Source organism: Mixta mediterraneensis, assembly GCF_030283135.1.
Lineage (GTDB): Bacteria > Pseudomonadota > Gammaproteobacteria > Enterobacterales > Enterobacteriaceae > Pantoea > Pantoea mediterraneensis.
Map to the genome: position 1 here is coordinate 23,061 of NZ_JASUAZ010000030.1, position 17,064 is coordinate 40,124.

General features: G+C 53.6%; 14 protein-coding genes and 2 pseudogenes. 8 read left to right on the forward strand and 8 right to left on the reverse strand.

Annotated elements, in window-relative coordinates; genetic code table 11:
- Window positions 1-284: 284 nt before the first annotated feature.
- Window positions 285-962, forward strand: a complete 678-nt coding sequence (locus tag QRY16_RS15715; protein ID WP_289777270.1) for a GntR family transcriptional regulator — start codon at window positions 285-287, stop codon at window positions 960-962.
- A gap of 2 nt (window positions 963-964) precedes the next feature.
- On the forward strand, window positions 965-1,249 hold the full coding sequence (locus tag QRY16_RS15720) for a DUF1330 domain-containing protein (RefSeq protein ID WP_289777271.1): 285 nt from the start codon (window positions 965-967) through the stop codon (window positions 1,247-1,249).
- Window positions 1,250-1,365: 116 nt separating this feature from the next.
- Here the strand turns inward: QRY16_RS15720 and QRY16_RS15725 are convergent, their stop codons facing one another.
- The 5 genes and pseudogenes from QRY16_RS15725 to QRY16_RS15745 all read right to left on the reverse strand — a co-directional run bounded on the left by QRY16_RS15725 (window position 1,366) and on the right by QRY16_RS15745 (window position 8,098).
- Entirely contained in the window at window positions 1,366-2,736 is a 1,371-nt protein-coding gene (locus QRY16_RS15725) for an aldehyde dehydrogenase family protein (RefSeq protein WP_193404959.1), read from the reverse strand.
- A 319-nt stretch (window positions 2,737-3,055) separates the two neighbouring features.
- Window positions 3,056-4,078: pseudogene (locus tag QRY16_RS15730) on the reverse strand (LLM class flavin-dependent oxidoreductase).
- A gap of 218 nt (window positions 4,079-4,296) precedes the next feature.
- Complete coding sequence (locus QRY16_RS15735) at window positions 4,297-5,607, reverse strand: MFS transporter (RefSeq protein WP_193404957.1); 1,311 nt, start codon at window positions 5,605-5,607, stop codon at window positions 4,297-4,299.
- Between the two features lie 160 nt (window positions 5,608-5,767).
- The gene (locus tag QRY16_RS15740) at window positions 5,768-7,108 is read right to left on the reverse strand and encodes an MFS transporter (protein WP_289777272.1); all 1,341 of its coding nucleotides are present in this window, start codon (window positions 7,106-7,108) and stop codon (window positions 5,768-5,770) included.
- 87 nt (window positions 7,109-7,195) lie between these two features.
- A complete protein-coding gene (locus QRY16_RS15745; RefSeq protein ID WP_289777273.1) occupies window positions 7,196-8,098 on the reverse strand; it encodes a dihydrodipicolinate synthase family protein in 903 nt (300 codons plus the stop codon).
- A gap of 455 nt (window positions 8,099-8,553) precedes the next feature.
- Between QRY16_RS15745 and QRY16_RS15750 the strand changes: the two genes are divergently transcribed.
- The 3 genes from QRY16_RS15750 (at window position 8,554) to QRY16_RS15760 (ending at window position 12,102) form a co-directional block, all read left to right on the forward strand.
- Window positions 8,554-9,411 (forward strand): IclR family transcriptional regulator, encoded by an 858-nt coding sequence (locus tag QRY16_RS15750; RefSeq protein WP_193404953.1) that lies wholly within the window; start codon window positions 8,554-8,556, stop codon window positions 9,409-9,411.
- Window positions 9,412-9,604: 193 nt separating this feature from the next.
- Window positions 9,605-11,119 (forward strand): aldehyde dehydrogenase (NADP(+)), encoded by a 1,515-nt coding sequence (locus tag QRY16_RS15755; RefSeq protein WP_289777274.1) that lies wholly within the window; start codon window positions 9,605-9,607, stop codon window positions 11,117-11,119.
- A gap of 68 nt (window positions 11,120-11,187) precedes the next feature.
- Window positions 11,188-12,102, forward strand: coding sequence for a ketopantoate reductase family protein (locus tag QRY16_RS15760; protein ID WP_289777275.1), 915 nt, complete (start codon window positions 11,188-11,190; stop codon window positions 12,100-12,102).
- Here the strand turns inward: QRY16_RS15760 and QRY16_RS15765 are convergent.
- Window positions 12,099-12,872, reverse strand: a complete 774-nt coding sequence (locus QRY16_RS15765) for a YdcF family protein (RefSeq protein ID WP_193404950.1) — start codon at window positions 12,870-12,872, stop codon at window positions 12,099-12,101. The genes QRY16_RS15760 and QRY16_RS15765 overlap by 4 nt on opposite strands.
- Before the next feature lie 95 nt (window positions 12,873-12,967).
- On the opposite strand from QRY16_RS15765, the gene QRY16_RS15770 reads away from it, so the two are divergent.
- Window positions 12,968-14,032 (forward strand): LacI family DNA-binding transcriptional regulator, encoded by a 1,065-nt coding sequence (locus tag QRY16_RS15770; protein WP_193404949.1) that lies wholly within the window; start codon window positions 12,968-12,970, stop codon window positions 14,030-14,032.
- Window positions 14,033-14,074: 42 nt separating this feature from the next.
- Here QRY16_RS15770 and tmaR read toward each other — a convergent pair whose 3' ends face one another.
- Both tmaR and QRY16_RS15780 read right to left on the reverse strand, forming a co-directional pair.
- Window positions 14,075-14,395: a PTS system regulator TmaR gene (gene tmaR / locus QRY16_RS15775; protein ID WP_193404948.1), complete on the reverse strand. Its 321-nt coding sequence runs from the start codon at window positions 14,393-14,395 to the stop codon at window positions 14,075-14,077.
- Window positions 14,396-14,555: 160 nt separating this feature from the next.
- Window positions 14,556-15,614, reverse strand: a complete 1,059-nt coding sequence (locus QRY16_RS15780) for an FUSC family protein (protein WP_289777276.1) — start codon at window positions 15,612-15,614, stop codon at window positions 14,556-14,558.
- A gap of 209 nt (window positions 15,615-15,823) precedes the next feature.
- Here QRY16_RS15780 and QRY16_RS15785 point away from each other — a divergent pair, with 209 nt between their 5' ends.
- Both QRY16_RS15785 and QRY16_RS15790 read left to right on the forward strand, forming a co-directional pair.
- Complete coding sequence (locus tag QRY16_RS15785; protein WP_289777277.1) at window positions 15,824-16,573, forward strand: gluconate 2-dehydrogenase subunit 3 family protein; 750 nt, start codon at window positions 15,824-15,826, stop codon at window positions 16,571-16,573.
- A pseudogene (locus QRY16_RS15790) lies at window positions 16,574-17,064 on the forward strand (GMC family oxidoreductase); the annotation flags it as partial.

Consider the following 17,064-nt stretch of genomic DNA (forward strand, 5'->3'; position numbering starts at 1 on the left):
GAACAGTAACAGGACAAGTCAGGCGGGGTCGTTAAAAAATCATTTAATTCATCCGGTTAAACTAATTACACTCCCAGGTAAACTATTTTGAAGCAGAGTATAAAAATGTGAGGTTGGCCGAATTTTTTGCAGGACGTCAGGTTATGAATAGGGCTGGAAAGCTGCCTGCACAACCCTGTGCAGCCGTTGCGTGTAACGAACGTTCAGTGTTAATACTAAGTCGCTTATCCGCGCAGACAGCAATATGTCCCAATAATTTATCTTACTGAATGCAGAGGGATTTGATGATAGAGAACCATTCTCTGAAAATTGAAAACGCGCCGGTCACATTGCGTGAGCTGGCGCTGAATAAAGTACGTCAGGCCATTATTGCCGGTTACTTTAAGGCAGGCGATCGGCTGGTTGAACGTCAGTTAACGGAGCAGCTCGGCGTCAGCCGTAGCGTGGTGCGTGAGGTTATTCGCTATCTGGAAGCAGAAGGTTTAATTGAGATCCTGCCCAAGAAAGGTCCTATCGTTGCGATACTGACCTGGCAGGCTGCCGAACAGATTTACAATATCCGCATCCTGCTTGAGCAGGAAGCAGCGTTTGACTGTGCAAAGCTGGCAACGCCAGCCGACAAAGCGCTGTTATACACGCAACTGCAACAAATTGCTCAGGCGTCACGCGAGCATGACGACATTAAGCGCGTCGAGGCGTCACAAGCATTTTACGAAACGGTATTCAGCGTGGCGAGACACACCATTGCCTGGGAGATTGTGCAGCGCCTGAACAGCCGCATCAGCCGCTTACGCGCTCTGACTCTGGCCTATCCCGAACGTCAGGTTGCGGGTTTTGAGCGCATGTCGCGCATTTATCAGGCGATCGAGCAAAATGATCCGCCGCGCGCTAAACAGGCGGTACACAATCATCTCACCGAGGCTGCCAGCCTGGCGAAACAGATCCTTTCTCAGCAGGAGTAAATATGGCCGCTTACTGGATAGCCCACGTCAACATCAAGGATCCAGCACAGTACAAAAACTACATGGATCTCGCACCTGCCGCATTCAGGCGGTTTAACGCACGCTTTCTGGCGCGCGGCGGCGAGGCGGAAACGCTGGAGGGGACACCATTTCAAAAACACGTTGTCATCGAATTTGATGATTATCAGAGCGCGCTACAGTGTTATCACTCACCAGAGTATCAACGTGCCCGCGCTGAACGCGAAGCCGTAGCGGACGCCCTGATTACCCTTGTTGACGGGCTCTGATTTTCAGTCTGGACTCAGGCCTGATGCCAGCACCTTAAAGGCTGGCCCGCGACAATGCTTTCAGCGGTTGTCGCTGACTTCAGGCGACATTGTCTGCCGCCTTGTACCGTGAAGCCCTAGCGGCGGTTTTTCCAGACGGTCTGAATATTGCAAAATTCATGAACGCCAAAATGTGATAATTCACGTCCATAGCCGCTTTTTTTCACCCCACCGATGGTAACGCGCGGATCCGATGCGCCGTTGCCATTAATAAATACTGCCCCTGTTTCCAGGCGATCAGACAGGCGGTCGGCGATGGCATTGTCTGCGGTCCATACGGTGGCACTTAAGCCAAATTCGCTATCGTTGGCAATTTCCAGGGCATGATCGGCGTCGCGCGCTATCGCAATGGCTGCAACGGGTCCAAATAATTCTTCACGAAAGGCCGTCATTTGCGTGGTGACATCGCTAAGGATAGTTGGCGCGTAATAGTTGCCTTCCCCTGCGATCTTTTCGCCGCCAAGTACCAGGCGCGCACCCTCATGCAGAGATCGTTGTACCTGCTCGTGCAATTCGTCGCGCAGATCGAAACGTGCCATCGGACCAAGATAATTTTTTTCATCCAATGGATCGCCCATCGTCAGCGCTTGTACCGCAGTGCTAAAACGCGCTTCAAACTCGTCAGCAATCGATTTTTCCACAATAAAGCGCTTGGCGGCCATGCATACCTGCCCGGTATTCTGGTAACGACCCTGTACGGCAGATTTCACGGCTTCATCCAGATCGGCATCAGCCAGTACAATAAAAGGATCGGCCCCGCCCAGTTCAAGCACCGTCTTTTTCAGCGCGGAACCTGCCTGCGCCGCAATAGCGGCCCCTGCCCGAACGCTACCGGTCACGGCAACGGCAGCTATACGTGGGTCTTTAATCGCAGCGGATACACCATCATTGTTGACGTTGATAACTGCAAATGCACCGTCGGGAAGATCGGTAGCGGCAAACAATTCGGCCATCAGCATGGCGCTTCCCATCACGTTAGGCGCATGTTTCAGCACATAGGTGTTTCCCGCCAGCAACATACCCACCGCACCGCGCAGCACCTGCCAGAACGGGAAATTCCACGGCATGACGGCCAAAATGGTGCCAATCGGTTTAAAACGCTGCCAGGCATCGGGAATTTGTGTGGGCTGATCATCAAGTATGGTAGGCCCCTGCTCGGCATACCAGTCACATAAGGTGGCGCACTTAAGAATTTCAGCACGCGCCTGGGCGATGGGTTTGCCCATTTCCAGAGTAACCATACGTGACAGTTCAGGTTCACGCTGGCGAAGCTGCTCTGCCAGCTGGTGTAATACTCTGACTCGCGTTGCCATTGCGCTGTCACGCCAGCGTTTGAATGCACTGCGGCTGTTCGCTAGTATGCTTTCAAGTTCAGTCACTGATTGCATTGGATACCGTGCCAGTATCTCGCCAGTAGCGGGGTTTTTAGAGATTGCGTAATCAGTCATGATAATTCCCGGTTGTGCTGAAAGTTAACCTCACCATACGCGGCGGAAATCATGATAGAAAATGAATAATAATAACCAAGTTGTTTTCGAAAAATGAACAGATGGAGTAGAGATCATCCGCTTATGACGGTGCCGTCTTGCTCTGTAAGGGTAATGGATGAGCCATCTATACAGAAAACAGTGCCTGATAAACCATCTGCAAGCGATGCCCGCGTATTGCAAGCCGCACGCAACACGGGCTGAGAAGGGAGTAAAAAGCCCGCTCAGGCAAACCTGAGCGGGCTTTTTCATGGGCGTGATTCCTGCCCGTTGGACAGCGTTAACGCCAGCCTAATTCCGGCGCAATGTATTTCAGAATCGATTCGATCACATGCGTGTTGTAGGCCACACCGAGCTGATTTGGCACGGTAAGCAGCAGCGTATCCGCTTCAGCGATGGCTTCATCCTGTGCTAACTGTTTGATGAGCGCTTCCGGCTCTGCCGCGTAGCTACGGCCAAAAATGGCACGGGTTTTCTCGTCAAGGAAACCCACTGAATCCTGCTCCTGCCCACTGCGGCCAAAATAGGCGCGGTCCTGGTCATTTATCAGGGCAAAAATGCTGCGGCTTACGGAGACGCGCGGCTCGCGCGTATGCCCCGCCGCTTTCCAGGCTTCACGATAGGCACGTATCTGCTTCGCCTGCTAAATATGGAAAGGCTCCCCGGTCTCATCATCTTTCAGGGTAGAACTTTGCAGGTTCATGCCCATTTTTGCTGCCCATTCGGCGGTGGCGTTGGAACCAGAACCCCACCAGATGCGATCGCGCAAACCTGCCGACAGCGGCTCAAGACGCAACAAACCTGGCGGGTTTGGAAACATCGGCTGCGGATTAGGTTTAGCAAAACCTTCACCACGCAGCGCATCAAGGAAGACTTCGGTATGACGTCGCCCCATATCCGCATCGGATTCGCCTTCCTGCGGCACATAGCCAAAATAACGCCAGCCATCAATCACCTGCTCAGGCGATCCGCGACTAATCCCTAATTGCAGGCGACCACTGGCAATCAGGTCAGCGGCACTGGCATCCTCCACCATATACAGCGGATTTTCATAGCGCATATCAATCACACCGGTGCCGATTTCAATTTTCCGGGTGCGTGCGCCAATAGCCGCCAGCAGCGGAAAGGGCGAGCTTAGCTGGCGGGCAAAGTGATGTACACGGAAATAAGCACCGTCTGCGCCGGCCTCTTCAGCCGCGACGGCTAAATCGATTGATTGCAGCAACACATCCTGCGCCGAGCGTGTCGCCGACTGCAAAGACGGCGTCCAGTGTCCGAAAGATAAAAAACCAATTTTTTTCATGGATGACTTCTCCGGCGGGCGCGTTATGCCCTCGCGTCATAAAACAATGTTTGATGAGAAAAGGTTACGCCAGTCAGACCGCAACTGATAGTCAATTTCTTTCAACCGCACATTCGAGTTTTTCGACGAAGCTCAGAGAAATAACGCCTTGTTATTGCCGGAATTTCGCCAGGCAAAACAGCGAAACCCCGGCCTGCTGAGTTGAGAGCGTAGGTGGCTTAATGGACTGAAGCGTCGCGCAGCCGCCATGCGCAGCCCGCGGAAAACAGGGCCATCAGTATCATATAACCAATAACCCAACCATCACCTTCACCGCTGACTAACAGAGCGGTGGCGATCATCGGCGAGAGACCACCGCCAAGAATAGGACCAATTTGCTGTACCAGCGACAGGCCGCTATACCTCACCCGAGCGGGAAACAGCGATGAAAAGAAAACGCCCTGTGCGCCAAATGTACTACCGTGGCCTAATGCCAGGCCGAGCGCGATTGCCAGATAAATCCATGCCAGATTGCCGCTTGCCAGCATCAGCATAAATGGCCATGCCAGCAGCGCCTGTAGGATCATGCCGCCGATATACACCCGCTTTTTGCCAAAGCGATCGGCCATATAGCCAAACAACGGCAGGGTAAAGCACTCCAGCAGGCAGGCCAGTAAAATGGCAAACAGAATGACCTGACTTTTCAACCCCAACACATTGACGCAATAGCTGATGGCAAACACTGCGTAGATATTAAACAGGCCGCTCTCCGCAATTTTTGCACCAATACCAAAACCAATATCCCGCAGATGATGACGCAGCGCCTCTATCACCGGCAGTCTGGCCTGATTCCCTTCCCGCTTCATCCGTTTAAAAGCCGGCGTTTCCTCAATCTGACTACGAATAAACATACCGACTCCCAGCAATATCAGGCTTAACAGGAAAGGCACACGCCACCCCCATGATAAAAACGCCTCTTCATCCAACGCCAGGTTAAGCAGGGTAATAAAGATAATCGGCAAGAGAAAACCCGCAGGAACACCAATATGCACCAGCGAACTGTAAAATCCGCGCCGTTCTGGCGGAGCATGCTCTACTACCATCGTCATGCCGCCGCCGTATTCCCCCCCAATGCCAATGCCCTGTAGGCAGCGCAACAGCACCAGTAGTACCGGCGCCCAGACGCCGATTTGCGCATAAGGCGGGATCAAGCCAATCAGGAAAGTCCCTGCGCCCATGATACATAACGTCATCATCAAGGCGAACTTACGGCCGATACGATCGCCAAAGTGCCCAAACAGCACACCGCCTAACGGCCTGGCACAATATCCTACAAAATAGGTTGCGAAAGCCGCCAGCGATCCGATCAACGGCGATTCGCCAGGAAAAAAGATTTTGTTAAAAACCAGAGCGGTGGCGGTGGTGTAAAGCGTGAAATCGTAATATTCAATAATGGTGCCCATTACGCTGGCAGTAACGATTTTGCGCATCTCGCTGCGGGATGCAGGCGCGCTGACCTCTGAGGTCACGGTGATCTCATGAGCGTTCATCAGGCTTCTCCAGGAAGTGTGTCAGTGTATGCGTTACTTGAGCGAGTAACCGCGCGTCTTAAGGCCAGACCAGACCGGGACAATTGTGATAAGGCTTTACATCCGCCGATGCCGGGCAGCACCGGGCGACCACTGCCTTTAATATCATGCCTGTTATCGCTTAAACCGGTAAGCGGTGACGCAGCGCAATGCCATACATCGCGGCTGAAATCAGCGCCATCACACCGGCCAGCAGCAAGGCAGGAACAAAGCCACCAAAGCGGTCGATAACAATCCCGGTTACCACGGGCGCGAAAGCCCCGCCAAGGAAGCCGCCAAAATTTTGAATACTGCCAATGGATGCTACCCATTTTTTGGTGGTGACGACTTCTGCGGCCAGCGTCCAGTAATTGCCCGATGACAGGCTGTAAGTGAACATGCCTAAAGTCAGCAGTGCCACAGCTAATGCCGGACCGCTGGCCATCGCGGTCATAAACATCGCCAGCGCGGTCAGCAACGCAGCACCCGCAATAGAGAAACGACGCGCGTTAAACGGATCAATACCCTTCATCACCAGCCGGTCTGAAAAACGTCCGCCAATTAATACCGCTACGCCGCCAGCAATATAAGGCAAGGCAGAAAGCCAGCCCGCGCGATTTAACGTAAAGCCCTGCGCCTGTTGCAAATAAGTTGGCAGCCAGCCTATGTAGAACCAAAACACATATTGCAGACAAAATCCGCCAGTCACCATGTACCAGACTGAGGGATGCCTGAACAACGTAGCCCATTCACGCACGGTAACGCGCGGTGCATCGGCCGCTTCTTGCGCAGTGGCCTGCCCTGCTTTGATGTAACGCAGCTCGTCTTGATGCAACCACGGATGCCGATCGGGTTCTCGATACAGCACCAGCCAACCGGCCAATGCGATGAAGCCGATCACCCCCATAATGATGAACATCATGGGCCAGCCATAAGCTGCCATCAACAAAGTAGACAGCGGCGGTGCCAGCGCCAGCCCCACTTGCGTAGCGGCAATATACGCGCTAGTGGCAGCGGCCTTCTCCCGATCAGGAAACCAGGTATCCGTCGCTTTTAACGCCCCCGGAAACAGCGGCGCTTCACTGATGCCAAGCGCGACTCGCAATCCAATAAACGTGCCGATACTGCGGGCAAAACCGGTCAGTATCGCGACCAGAGACCACAACCCAGCAGCCAGCGCCAGTAGCAATTTGACGCCGAAGCGATCCACCGCCCAGCCTGTTGGCAAATTCATAATGGCGTAAGGCCAGACAAAGGCGGATAAAATTACCCCCATCATGGCGTGACTGATCCCTAAATCCTGCATTATCTGCGGGGCAGCCACTGACAGGTTGCCCCGGTCAAGATAATTGGTGATGGTCAGCAAGATGATAATGCCGATAATTGCCCAGCGCAGATGGTGTCTGGGTCGGGCAATTTTTTGGGGCACTGGCGCCGCCTCGCGCTGCCCGGCAGGGAGAGAGGTAGAGTGGTAAGTTTTCATCTTCTGCACCTCCGCCACGCCAGCTGTCAGGCTGGTCGCGGCGATGATTATAATGGCCTGCGTCACAAAATGGCGCAGGCAGGTGAGTTAGCGCATCAGACGGTCAAACGACGCTTTAATCGTTTGTTTTAGTTCTTCGCTGACCGGCTGCATCGGCGGACGAGGCTGATAAAGCGGTACACCTTGCAGGCTTTGCAGATATTTGACGCAGGCGGGAAGATTGTCATGCGGTAACGTGTTCCATAAATCATTCAGGCGGAAATGAATATCACGCGCAGTGACGTGATCATTCTCCTCCACTGCCTTGAAGAGTTTCGCCACAACCGAAGGCACCGCGCTGGTCAGCGCTGATATAGCGCCCTGGCAGCCGATGGTAAAACCAGGATAAAGCAGCGCATCCACCCCACTGACAATGATTTTATCCGGGCAACGCAGTAGCAGATCAGACACGGATTTCAGGTCGCCGCCGCTCTGTTTCATCCCCACCACGCCCGGCACTTCTTCCATGATACGTTTCATCAGCGACAGGCTGAGATAATTCCATGGGATAACGTTGTAAATCAGGATGGGCGTCTGCGTGGCTTCATAGATTTCGCGAAAGTGGCGAACGGTAGCATCATCATCAGGCTTGAACAGGTAGTGTACCGGCGTAACCTGTAACGCATCCAGCTTCATGCCTTCCAGCATTTTCACGCGAGCAATAGCCTGACGTGTGCTGTTAACAATTAAGCCAGCGATAAACGGCACCCGTCCATTGTTTGCTTCATAAGCTTCGGTCATGGCCTGACGAAACTCTTCGTCCGACAGCGTATGCCCTTCTCCGGTACTGCCTCCTACCACAATGGCACTGGCCCCCGAATCAATAATAAAGTCGATTTGCTGCTTCAGTCCGCCACGAACCAGTTCGCCCTGCGCATTGAACGGCATGGTAATCGGCGGCAGAACACCGCGCAGCTTCGCTTTCAATTCAGTGTGGTTATGCTGACTCATTTTCTGCTCCCGTTTGATTAGGCGATAACATCTCGCAGTAATCAATTAATGTGAGACAAAAAGAGAACGATCAACATTTAATCTATCAATGTGGAATTAAGATCACATAACAAGGCCAAAAAAACCACAACCCAATAACAACTTCAACCTTCTAATAATCAGATAAAATCCTTTAAATACAGCCACAAGATGAAATATTCCTGAAAAAGCAGCACGCTAAAAGACGGTGAAGCGGCAAAAAAGCCGCCTTTACAATAAGGATTAATAAAGTCATATTTAAATCCATATCCCACATTACGAGATAATATGGCGGTCATCTGAAGGATTCAGGGAATTTTTACCGAAAACGCGTTATTTAACGCAGACGTCTCAGTATAAGGGTCAGCATGATAGAATACTGTGATGTAAGCGGGCACCCTGCCGCGCTTCTCTGTATCTGAATTTCTGGAGTGGGTATGACAATGAGCGCCGGAAGCCAGGCTAAAAACTTAAATCAGGCCGCCATTAAAAGTTTGACGAAGGTACTGCAAATTCTGGAGTGTTTTTCACGACGCGACGCGAATCTGACCCCGGCCGATATTGCCGCGCGTACCGGTTTACCGCGTGCCACGACGCATCGTCTGGTGTCCTCGCTGCGCGACATCGGCTTGCTGGAACAGAATGGTAAGCGCGAAACCTACAAGCTAGGAATGAAGCTGTTTCAGCTGGGCAATCTGGTTATCCAGAACCTGGATCTTGACAGTCACGCGCGCCCTTACGCGGCCCAGTTGCAGTTGATTACCGGTGAAAGCACCCATTTATGCATCTTTGATGGGGCACAGATGGCTTTTGTTGAGCGCCAGGAAATGAACAGCACCGGTAACACAATGGTGACGCGAATCGAAGCCGCACCTGTGCACTGTACCAGCGTAGGTAAAGCGTTCCTGGCCTGGCAACCGCCGGGACTGATTCGCAAAATCATCGACGATTCACTGCCACAGCGTACCCCGTTTACGCTGGCTGAAGGCCCAGCGCTGGAAGCGGACTTACAGCGTATTCGTGAGCGCGGCTATTCGCTGGATTTGCAAGAAAACGAACTGGGCGTGCACTGCATCGGCGCACCAGTACGTGCTGCAAACGGTCAGGTATTTGCGGCTATCAGTGTCTCTGGCCCGGCCGAACGATTGCCGCTGGCGCGGCTGGAAGGGCTGGCGAGTCTGGTTATTGACATGGCGAACAAAATTTCGCTGGAGCTGGGCTGGACACCGCCTCGCCCTGGCCTTCATGCATCATCCGTGGCTCGCCGCAGCGATCTGCCCGCCCTGCCCGACTAGTCAGGTCTCTTCAGCGGTGGACTCGCCGACGCCCGATCGCTGCGCTGTACGCTTTCGTTACCCGCCAGACCGCATGGGCCAGTTTTGCCATGCGCGCCACGGGCTTTGACGATTCCGACATAGTGGCGCTGCTGCGCCTGATTGCAACATTATCCCCTTTGAGGAGAATACGATGGCATTATCAGGAGAACTCATGATTAACGGACTGCGCCTCTGCGGTGAGGAGCAGGCTTTTTCGGCGATGGAAGCCGAGAGCGGCAACGCCCTTCCTCCGCTATTTCATGAGGCCAGCCCGGCGCAAATTGATCAGGCTTGTCAGTGCGCGGCACAGGCTTTTAACGCGTATGCTCAACGGGATCTTCCGCTACGTGCGCGTTTTCTGCGCCAGATTGGCGATAATATTCTGGCGATTGGCGATGCGTTAATTGATCGGGCAATGCAGGAAACCGCTCTGCCGCGTGGCCGCATTGAGGGTGAACGCGCCCGCACCATCGGCCAGTTGAATATGTTTGCCGATGTGGTTGAACGCGGTGAATTCCTGGCGCCGATAATCGAAACCGCGCTGCCTGAGCGTAAACCCTTGCCCCGCCCTGATTTGCGCCAGCGGCAGGTAGCGCTCGGCCCGGTAGCGGTATTTGGTGCCAGTAACTTTCCGCTCGCCTTTTCTGTTGCTGGCGGTGACAGCGCCTCGGCGTTAGCGGCCGGATGCCCTGTCGTGGTGAAAGCGCATCCGGCCCATCCCGGTACCAGCGAGATGGTGGGTCAGGCTATCGTGGACGCGGTGAAACAGTGTCAGCTTCCGCCTGGGGTATTTGCGCTCTTGCACGGTACATCGCATCACAGCGGGCAGGCATTAGTCAGTCATCCAGCGATACAAGCCGTCGGCTTTACCGGTTCCCGCAATGCCGGGCTGGCGCTGGTCAGGTGCGCGCAACAGCGTCAGCGCCCAATTCCGGTGTATGCCGAAATGAGCAGCATTAACCCTTTATTACTGTTCCCCACTGCGTTAGCACAGCGCAGCGCCAGCATCGCGCAAGGCTATGTGGATTCGCTGGTCTTAGGCACAGGACAGTTTTGTACCAATCCTGGCATCGCTCTGGCTCTGGACAGCCCGGCGCTGGAAAACTTTTGCCAGCTCACTGCCGAAGCGCTGGCACAAAGACCCGCCAGCACAATGTTAACGCCTGCCATACAGCGCGCCTGCCAGCAAAACAGTGAAGCGCTGGCCGCCTTGTCAGGCGTAAGGCTGCTCGGCGCGGGACAACCTGCGGCGACGCCGCATCAGACGCAAGCGCAGGTTTATCTCACCGATGCCGACACCTTCCTTGCGCAACCCGCCATGCAAAATGAAATATTTGGCCCCGTGTCGTTGCTGGTGCGCTGTCAGGATGAGGCGGTTTTACAATCAGTAATTGAGACGATCGAAGGGCAACTGACTTTTACCCTACAGCTGAATGAACCCGATTATCCGCTGGCACGAACCCTGTTACCTCACATAGAAGCGCGGACAGGGCGCATTATTATTAACGGCTACCCAACCGGCGTGGATGTTGGTTATGCCATGGTGCACGGCGGTCCTTTCCCGGCGACCAGCGATGCGCGCAGCACCTCAGTGGGCGCAACGGCAATTCAGCGCTTTTTACGGCCGGTATGTTATCAGGATTTTCCCACCGCCCTGCTGCCATACCCGCTGGCGTCACATTCATAAGCATTTCATGGCTGGAAACCCTTGCCGCTGCGTTTTAAGGTAAGGGTTTTCAGGCAAGGAAAAAGATTATGCGCATTTTGATTGTTGGAGCCGGTGCAACCGGTGGTTATTTTGGCGCGCGTCTGGCGCAGGCCGGACAAGATGTAACTTTTCTGGTGCGTGAGCGCCGCTTTAATCAGCTGCAAAAAACCGGGCTGATCCTGCAAACGCCACAAGGCAATGAAACGCTGCAGCCACAATTAGTACAGGCCAGCTCGCTGAACGGTAATTACGATTTGATTATCCTGACGGTGAAAAGTTTTGGTCTCGATCAGGCGATGGAGGATATTGCGCCGGCGGTTGGCCCAGACACCCTGATCATGCCTGTTCTCAACGGGATGCGCCATATTGATACCCTGCGTACGCGCTTTGGCGATCGCCAGGTAATTGGCGGCCTGTGTAAAATCAATGCCACCCTGGGCGAGCATGGCGAAGTGGTACAGATGACGCCCCTTCATCAGATCTATTACGGTGCGCTGGATGGTCATAACGATGCGCGACTGCAACGCGTCGATGCTGCGCTGCGTAGCAGCACGGTGGAGACCTTTTTTACCGCGGATATTATCAGCGAGTTATGGGAAAAGTGGCTGCTACTGAGCACGCTAGGCGCGGTGTGCTGTCTTGCGCGCGGTAATACACAGCAGGTTCTGCAATCAGAAGGCGGCGAAGCACTGCTGCAAAGTATTTTTAGCGAAATCCTCGCGGTGATCAGCGCTGATGGCTATCAACCACGACCGGCCATCACAGCGAAGATTTATGAATTGCTGAATAACCCTGCTACGCCGATGACATCGTCAATGTACCGTGATTTAACGCAGGGTTTTGAAATTGAAGCCGGGCAGGTGATTGGTGATCTGCTATTACGCGCCAAACGCAACGGCATCAACACGCCGCTGCTCAATGCGGTTAACGTTAATTTGCAGGTATACCGGCAAGGACGTTAATGCCTGATACGCGCCTGCACATCTGGCAGGCGCATCAATCGATGCCATGCATTATCAATTTCATCCGGCATTATCACCTCGCCAAAAAAGCCTTTGCCGTTTGGCCCGTAGCCGTGTTTGTCGTTGCGCAAACGCTGCACCTCTCCCAGTAAGAGTGTCAGAAAACGTTCCAGTGACCACAGCCCCTGCGGCGGAGCGCCGATAATGCGCGCCATACCTGCGTCATTCATTAACTGAGGTGTAAACACTGGCCAGTTGATGAATTGCGGCGCCTCTTCACGATTGCGCCATTGCCAGCGAAAAGTAGCATCGGTCCGGCGCTGCAATAGCGGGTCCTGAATCAGCACTACCCGCTGCGGTTGCAAATTTTTAGCATCCAGCAGACGCTGGCTGAACGCGGCATTTTCGCCACAGTTACGCGATGTGCTTTCAGGCAGCAACTGTTCGTCTGGCAGCGCGGCGAAGAGGCGGGCAATCGCTGCCAGCATTGACGCTTCGCCCATGCCTCGCGTATCGATCTGACGATAAAGCGGATGGGCCGCCATCGCTTCCGCCAGCAGCGGCGTGGCATGGCCGACTCCGCCGCTGATGAGCAATGGCAGGTTAAACTTTTTCGCTAACGCCACTGCACCTTCAATGTTGGGTAACACTGCATGCCCGGCCAGGATTGCTAGGTCCGCATGGGTTTCACCCTGTTGGGGCATATCGTCCAGTGCCAGCCAGGCGGCAATGCGATTGATGTCCTGAATGTCGTTATCACTGAGTTGCATACGATTCTCCTGTGCTTGCCGCAGTGTAGCGTCATCCTGGCACGCTGGCGGAGAAAAATTTGCTACACTCGCCGCTTCATCTTCAGGAGAGATCAATGACTTCCCGCTCCGTGACCCTTGATGACGTCGCTCAACTGGCTGGCGTCTCCTATCAAACCGTTTCCCGCGTGCTTAATCATTCTGAGCAAGTTGCACCCCGCACGCGAGAAAAAGTCGACGCGGCGATGCAGCAGCTCAATTACGTGCCAAACCGCGTCGCGCAGCAGCTGGCAGGCAAAGCGACGCGCACGCTGGGCCTTGCTACCAGTGATTTAGCGTTAATGGCGCCCGCACAGATTGCCTCCGCCATTCAGCAACGCGCCGCCGCCGCTGGCTACCATCTGGTTATTGCTATGGATAGCGGCAACGCCGAAGCCACAGTGAATGAACTGCTGGCGCAGCGCGTTGACGGCATACTGATCAACCTGCCTCTGATGGCGCAACAGGCAGAGCAAATTCAGGCATTATGCGGTGAAAAGCCAACGCTGTTTTTGGATGTCGAGCTGCACGCTGCGGTCGCGCAATGTCAGTATCCCAATGAAGCGGGTGCTCGTGCGGCGGTTGAACATCTGGTCGCACTGGGACATACAAAAATTGGCTTACTGAACGGCCCTGAACGTTCGGTATCTGCCCGCCAGCGTGAAGCGGCATGGTTAACAGCGCTGGCGGAATATCAGTTAACGCCTTGTTGTATGCTGCGTGGTGACTGGAGCGCACAGTCTGGGTATCAGGCTCTGCTGACGCAGTTGCCCGATTTATTACCGCAAGCTTTACTGGTGGCGAATGATCAGATGGCGCTGGGGGCGATGCGCGCACTGCATCAGCACGGGGTTACTATTCCCGGCGAGATTTCGGTGATGGGCTATGACGATACGGCAGAAAGCGCATGGTATCAGCCGCCACTGACTACGGTGCGTCAGGATTTACAGTTATTGGGTCAGGTCAGTGTGGACCAGATAGTCGCGCGCTTGCGCGGCGAAGAAGCATCGGCGGCGGTACTTGAAACCGCGCTGATACTGCGGGAAACCACCGCTGCGCCAGAGGATAAAAAGCTGGATTTGCCACAACTGGCGCAGCAGTTGCAGCACATTGCACGCCGACTGGCTAAGCGCGGAACATAAAAAAAGTGCCCACCAGGGGCACTTGACTGGAATCGGGTATCGTTACTGCGCTTTGGGTTCGCCCATGTTTTTGAGCTTCTTCGACAGCTCACGGCGCTCTTTCGACAGATCGGCATTTTTGATGATGTATTCATCAACGCGATCTTCATAATCAACGCGCATGCTGGCGATAATTTCCTGGATCGCCTCAACGCTCATGCCGGGTTTGATGTATTCACTCAGGTTGTCCAACAGCAGCACACGCTTCTGGTTGTCGCGGATTTTTTTCTCGTTATCAACGATCTCGCGCTGAAGCTTGTTCTTGCGACGGAACATACGTACGAACTCCAGTACGTCCTGAAATGATTGCTTGGCATTTTCCATGATGGCACCTTTCTTTGAGCCTGCTGTCGCAGGGAGAGAGTCAAAACGATCAGCTTAGCGGCTAGCCAGCCTTGTAAGCAATTTTCACAGCTAAATTCAGACTGGCTCTTATCTTAGCGCAAAGAAAGCGGGTTTCACATTAAGTCCTTGTCTGAGGTGATTATTTGCGCAACGCCATGCGCAGTAAGTCGTTCATTCGTTCAAGCTGCTTCGCCAACTCCAGGCTGATCCATACATAACCGTAAATCGGCGTCTCCTCCAGTCGCTCGCTGCCCGTATCGGCAATCAGCTGTTTCAATTCGCGCGTAATCTCTGCCAGTTCATGACTGGTGGTGATCAACTCTTCGGTCTCGCCCCGTACGGCCAGCCGTGAAAGCGCGCGTAGGGTGTTTTCCGTCATTTGCTGAGTACGGCGCAACGTTGGCGCATTCAGCAGTATCAGATGACTTTCACGAGACGCCCACCAGGCATTAATTTGCATCTCTACGGTGTACACCATATTTCGGTTGATGGTTTGAATCGCTTCAAAGACCGATTTTGGAATACGCGTCTCTTTGCTCGACGGCTCCAGCAGCGCACGCATCTTAATAATGCTGGTCAGCAGTTTACCCAACGGTTTAGTCAGACGCGGCTTTTCTACCAGGTTAGACGAAAAACCGGCGTGGTAAATGGTGGCAATTTTTTCCAGCGAATCAGAAAGCTGAATGCGCCAGTGCATATACGCGCGCTGTGCCCAGATGGCGCTGAACAGCAGAGCCAGCAGCGAACCGAGTATCACATCCCCGCCGCGCCACAGCGCCATGGCGAAATCACCTGCCGGGGCGCCGACCACCACGCTGAGCGTAATGCCAATCAACAGCGCCATATAGGGATGTTTACCCAGCGTCAGAAAGCCACAGACAAACATCACCATACCGCACCACGTCAGCATGACCGGTAGCGAGATAAGTTCCAGCTTTAGCGCAATCAAACCCGATACAGAACCGGCCAGCGTCCCACAGATGCGCTGAATCGCGCGCGGGAAAACGTTGCCCCATGTCGAGATCGGCCCCATCACGACCACCAACGTAATCAGCGGCCAGGTTCCTTCCGGAATCCCGGTAACGCGTACAAACAAAAAGGTGAGCAAAAAGGCAATAGCGATACGTACACCATGCACGCTGCGGTAGTGGCGATAGAACCAAAACTCTAGTTTCGATACGGGCTTATCTGGACGCAAAGTGGCTTTCCGGTTGCGGGTACATTTCGTGCATTATTCTAACCCTTAGATTTGCTAAGGCTTAACGCAACTTCTACATTTCAATACAGTTTTGACTTTAAATTACAATTTTCAACAATTGACATACTTTAAGATCCCATTAACAAAACATTTAATTAACATCTTACTCTTCTTACAAATTTTTATTTAACTCTGTTAAAGGAAGCGATATGAAAAAAAGAGCCAAAACCCTACCAGGTGTGACGCGACGGCAAGTGTTGACGTGGTCTGCGCTCGGCGTGGCCGCCAGCGTCAGTCAGACAGCGGATGCCGTATCGTTAAAAGGATCGCCAGGCTGGACGCCGTTTAGCGATAACCCTCCTGAAACCTTCGACCAGCCCGGCTGGCTATTTTTTACTGATGAAGAGGCCCGCACGGTAGAAGCCATGGTTGACCGTCTTATTCCCGCAGATGAGCTTAGCATGGGCGGCAAAGAAGCCGGATGCGCCGTATTTATCGATCGCCAGCTACACGGTTTTTACGGCACTTTCGAGCGCTTATATATGGAAGGTCCTTTCCAGAAAGGCACCTCAGAACAGGGCGATCAGTCTGCGCTGGTGCCACAGCAGCGTTATCGCCAGGGCTTAGCCGCGCTCAATCGCTACGTGCAAACCACCAGCTCCCAGAAAAAATTTTTCGATCTGACCCCAGAGCAGCAGGACACGCTGTTACTCAATATGGAAGCAGGCAAAGTGCATTTCGACGGTTTCGACGCCCAGTCGCTGTTTCTGGAAATATTAAACAACACCATGGAAGGCTTTTTTGCCGACCCGATTTACGGCGGCAATAAAGAGATGGTGTCGTGGAAAATGCTGGGATTTCCAGGCGCGCGTTATGACTATCGCGACTATATCGAACGACATAACGAAAATTTGCAACTTGAACCGATCAGCATTGCGCAATGGAAAGCGAAAGGATAAATCATGAAAAAATTGCCTAAAACTGATGTCGTGGTGATTGGCCTCGGCTGGGCCGGTTCGATCATTGCCAATGAACTGGCCGATGAAGGTCTGGACGTGGTGGGGATTGAGCGCGGTCCGTGGCGCGATACCGCGCGCGATTTTAATATCGGCACGGTGACTGACGAACTGCGCTATGTGATGCGCCAGGAGTTAATGTTACGTACCAGACAAAATACCTGCACTATGCGCAACAATCCCTCGCAAACAGCTTTACCGATGCGAACCTGGGGATCGTTTCACCCCGGTAATGGCACGGGCGGTGCCGGAAATCACTGGGCCGGTATTACCTTTCGCTTTCAGCCGCACGAATTTCACCTTAAAACGCACCTGACCGAGCGTTACGGCGCCCGCGCGATGCCGGAAGAGTTAGTGCTGCAAGACTGGGGAACAACGTGGGAAGAAATGGAGCCGCACTACATGCAGTTTGAGCGTGTAGCGGGCACGTCAGG

Bases quoted from the DNA above. Each gene is read 5' to 3' on its own strand.
- QRY16_RS15755 (WP_289777274.1), top strand. From the start codon at position 9,605: ATGATTAACGGACTGCGCCTCTGCGGTGAGGAGCAGGCTTTTTCGGCG.
- tmaR (WP_193404948.1), bottom strand. From the start codon at position 14,395: ATGGAAAATGCCAAGCAATCATTTCAGGACGTACTGGAGTTCGTACGT.
- QRY16_RS15725 (WP_193404959.1), bottom strand. From the start codon at position 2,736: ATGACTGATTACGCAATCTCTAAAAACCCCGCTACTGGCGAGATACTG.
- QRY16_RS15735 (WP_193404957.1), bottom strand. From the start codon at position 5,607: ATGAACGCTCATGAGATCACCGTGACCTCAGAGGTCAGCGCGCCTGCA.
- QRY16_RS15770 (WP_193404949.1), top strand. From the start codon at position 12,968: ATGACTTCCCGCTCCGTGACCCTTGATGACGTCGCTCAACTGGCTGGC.
- QRY16_RS15765 (WP_193404950.1), bottom strand. From the start codon at position 12,872: ATGCAACTCAGTGATAACGACATTCAGGACATCAATCGCATTGCCGCC.
- QRY16_RS15720 (WP_289777271.1), top strand. From the start codon at position 965: ATGGCCGCTTACTGGATAGCCCACGTCAACATCAAGGATCCAGCACAG.
- QRY16_RS15785 (WP_289777277.1), top strand. From the start codon at position 15,824: ATGAAAAAAAGAGCCAAAACCCTACCAGGTGTGACGCGACGGCAAGTG.
- QRY16_RS15750 (WP_193404953.1), top strand. From the start codon at position 8,554: ATGACAATGAGCGCCGGAAGCCAGGCTAAAAACTTAAATCAGGCCGCC.
- QRY16_RS15740 (WP_289777272.1), bottom strand. From the start codon at position 7,108: ATGAAAACTTACCACTCTACCTCTCTCCCTGCCGGGCAGCGCGAGGCG.
- QRY16_RS15715 (WP_289777270.1), top strand. From the start codon at position 285: ATGATAGAGAACCATTCTCTGAAAATTGAAAACGCGCCGGTCACATTG.
- QRY16_RS15760 (WP_289777275.1), top strand. From the start codon at position 11,188: ATGCGCATTTTGATTGTTGGAGCCGGTGCAACCGGTGGTTATTTTGGC.
- QRY16_RS15745 (WP_289777273.1), bottom strand. From the start codon at position 8,098: ATGAGTCAGCATAACCACACTGAATTGAAAGCGAAGCTGCGCGGTGTT.